Raw genomic sequence first — 3355 nt, forward strand, 5'->3', positions numbered from 1 at the left:
CCATCAGCAGACTCGCCCTCGCCGAGGACAACCTGTTGAGGCTCCACACCTAGAGCGAAATCGGTTGAGTTGGACGCAGTCCAACTCGGCTCAGATTTCGCTCCAGTTTGAATCTGGACCATTTTTTGGATTCAGGTCGATTCGACCTGAAACAAAAATGGTCTAGACGTCGACGGCGGCGTCGAGGGCGTTTTCCTGAATGAACTCGCGACGCGGCTCGACCACATCGCCCATCAGCTTGGCGAACAGATCGTTGGCGTCTTCCTCGTGCTCGACCTCGACCTGGAGCAGGGTGCGGGCGTTGGCGTCGAGGGTGGTCTCCCACAGCTGTTCCGGATTCATCTCGCCCAGACCCTTGTAGCGCTGGATGGCCAGACCCTTCTTGCCGGCGTCGAGGACGACATTCAGCAGGTCGAGCGGGCCGCGGACGGTCGTGGTCTTGTCCTTGCGGCGGTACAGGGCGGGCGCGTCGAACAGGCCGTCGAAGGCCGTGGCCCGTTCCGACAGGCGGCGGGCGTCCAGTGAGCGGATCAGGGCCTCTTCCAGCACGATACGTTCGGTGACGGCGCGGCGCACGCGTTCGAACACCATGGCCCCCTGCTCACCGGGCGCACCGGACCAGTCGCCATCGCCTTCCTCGGCATAGAGGTTGAAGCGGACGGCGGCGGCGGCGGCCTTGGCGGCCGGGTCGACGCCGTCGTCGGCGAACAGGCCGGCGAGGGCCGACTGTTCGATGGCGAAGACCGGGGCGCGCTGGCTGAGACGATCAACCCCGGCCTTGAAGGCCTTGGCCTCGCGCACGAGGGACTGCAGGTCGAGGCCGGTGCGGCGCTCGCCGGTCGGCAGGTCCAGCTCGGCCTCGGATGCGCCTTCCTCGATGAGGTAGGAGTCCATCTCGGCCTGGTCCTTGAGGTAGCGGCTCTGCTTGCCCTTGGAGACCTTATAGAGCGGCGGCTGGGCGATATAGACGTGGCCACGGGTGATCAGTTCCGGCATCTGCCGGTAGAAGAAGGTCAGCAGCAGGGTGCGGATGTGGGCTCCGTCGACGTCGGCGTCGGCCATCAGGATGATCTTGTGATAGCGCAGCTTGTCGGCGTTGAAATCGTCGCGGCCGATGCCGGTGCCGAGCGCCAGGATCAGGGTGCCGATCAGCTCTGACGACAGCATCCGGTCGAAGCGGGCGCGTTCGACATTGAGGATCTTGCCGCGCAGGGGCAGGACGGCCTGGTTCTCGCGGTTACGGGCCTGTTTGGCCGAGCCGCCGGCGGAATCGCCCTCGACGATGAACAGTTCGGACTTGGCCGGATCGCGTTCCTGGCAGTCGGCCAGCTTGCCGGGCAGGGAGCTGATTTCCAGTGCCGACTTGCGCCGGGTCAGGTCACGCGCCTTGCGCGCGGCTTCACGGGCCGAGGCGGCCTCGATGATCTTGCCGACCACCTGTTTAGCCTCGAGGGGATGTTCCTCGAACCATTGCGACAGACCCTCGGTGCACAGGCCCTCGACCGCCGGACGGACCTCGGACGAGACCAGCTTGTCCTTGGTCTGGGACGAGAATTTGGGATCTGGCACCTTGACCGACAGCACGCAGGTCAGGCCCTCGCGGGCGTCCTCGCCGGTGAAGGAGACCTTCTCGCGCTTGCCCGCGCCGGAGCTCTCGATATAGGCGCTCATGACCCGGGTCAGGGAGGTGCGGAAGGCCGACAGGTGGGTACCGCCGTCGCGCTGGGGGATGTTGTTGGTGAAGCACAACATCGTCTCGTGGTAGGAATCGTTCCACCACAGGGCGAGATCAATCTCGATGTTTTCCTTCTTGCCCCGGATGACGATGACGTCCTTGAGGATCGGCGTCTTGGACTTGTCCAGATGGCGCACGAAGGCCTCGACCCCGCCCTCATAATGCAGGGTCTGTTCGACCGGGCTCGCCCCGCGAAGGTCGGCCAGCCGGATGACCACGCCCGAGTTGAGGAAGGCCAGCTCGCGCAGCCGGTGTTCCAGCGTCTTCAGGTCGAAATCGATGTGGGAGAAGGTGGTGACCGACGGATAGAAGGTCACCTCGGTGCCGCTGAGCACCTTGCCGTTGTCGCGCATCGGGGCATCGCCGACGACACGCAGGGGCGTGACGGTATCACCGCGCTCGAACCGCATCTGATGGGTCTGGCCGTTGCGGTAGATCTTCAGCTCGAGCCAGTCGGACAGGGCGTTGACCACCGAGACGCCGACGCCGTGCAGGCCACCGGAGACCTTGTAGGAATTCTGGTCGAATTTACCGCCGGCGTGGAGCTGGGTCATGATGACCTCGGCCGCCGAGACGCCTTCGCCCTCGTGAATGTCGGTCGGGATGCCGCGACCGTTGTCGGTGACGGTGACCGATCCATCGGAATTGAGAATGACCTGGACGAGGTCGGCGTGACCGGCCAGGGCCTCGTCGATGGCGTTGTCGACCACCTCATAGACCATGTGGTGCAGGCCCGAACCGTCGTCGGTGTCGCCGATATACATGCCGGGCCGTTTACGAACGGCATCCAGCCCCTTGAGAACCTTGATGGATTCAGCGCCGTAGGCGGCTTCTTCGGCGGTATCATCGTTGCGCGCCGTGTCGTTCTGGTCGGTCATTCAATCGTCCGGAGACGCGGGCACCGAAGGGGTCTGAACTACCGGACCCGGCCCGCCGATTTAAGCATTCGGGCGCTGACCGATTCAGGCCGCTCCCGTCCTGTGTTTATATAGGAATTCGCACGGAAAAAGCGAGCGGATACGGGGACGCCGGGGTGCGGCCTCCGGTCCGGCGGATGACGGGCAGCCGCAGGCCCCGCGCGCCGGTCCGGTGGCGGTGATGGAAGGGCAGGCGGAGCGCCGGGCCTTCGCCCGGAAGACTCTGATTTAACCGTTTCGACGAAGACCGACGCTCCGCGTGAGGATTTTCGACGAGCGTGCGGTCGGCAACGGTCTTACCGCCTAGCCGCACCGATCGCCGCGGGCGGGGCCGGGCCTGTGACCCGGTCCCGGAGCGGCCGGGGTATCCTCGCCCGACCCTGACCCCGCTCCCCCACTCCCGCCGCACGCCAGGTCGCAGGCCAGGCGGCCCTTCCTTGCGACGGGACGGGGCTATTATCGGTGCGGATGGAAGGGGGGTGGGAAGTTGGGGTGGAGAATGGGGCAAGGTGGTGCGGGGCAAGGGATTGGGGACGGGAATTCGGAGAGTGCGCGTCCTTCTCCCCTCGTGGGAGAAGGTGGCTCGCAGCGCGAGACGGATGAGGGGGATGGTTCCTGCGAATGCCCTGACAGCCGATTTGTCCCTGACAGCCCCCTCATCCGAGCGGCTCCGCCGCCCACCTTGTGTGTTGATCGTCTGATA

1 protein-coding gene is annotated in these 3355 nt (G+C 65.2%); it reads right to left on the reverse strand.

The window, feature by feature from the left end; genetic code table 11:
• Positions 1-162: 162 nt before the first annotated feature.
• The gene (gene gyrB, locus AAC050_RS14510; protein ID WP_339915791.1) at positions 163-2613 is read right to left on the reverse strand and encodes a DNA topoisomerase (ATP-hydrolyzing) subunit B; all 2451 of its coding nucleotides are present in this window, start codon (positions 2611-2613) and stop codon (positions 163-165) included.
• Positions 2614-3355 lie beyond the last annotated feature (742 nt).

The organism is uncultured Brevundimonas sp. (assembly GCF_963974615.1).
In the GTDB taxonomy this organism is placed as follows: domain Bacteria; phylum Pseudomonadota; class Alphaproteobacteria; order Caulobacterales; family Caulobacteraceae; genus Brevundimonas.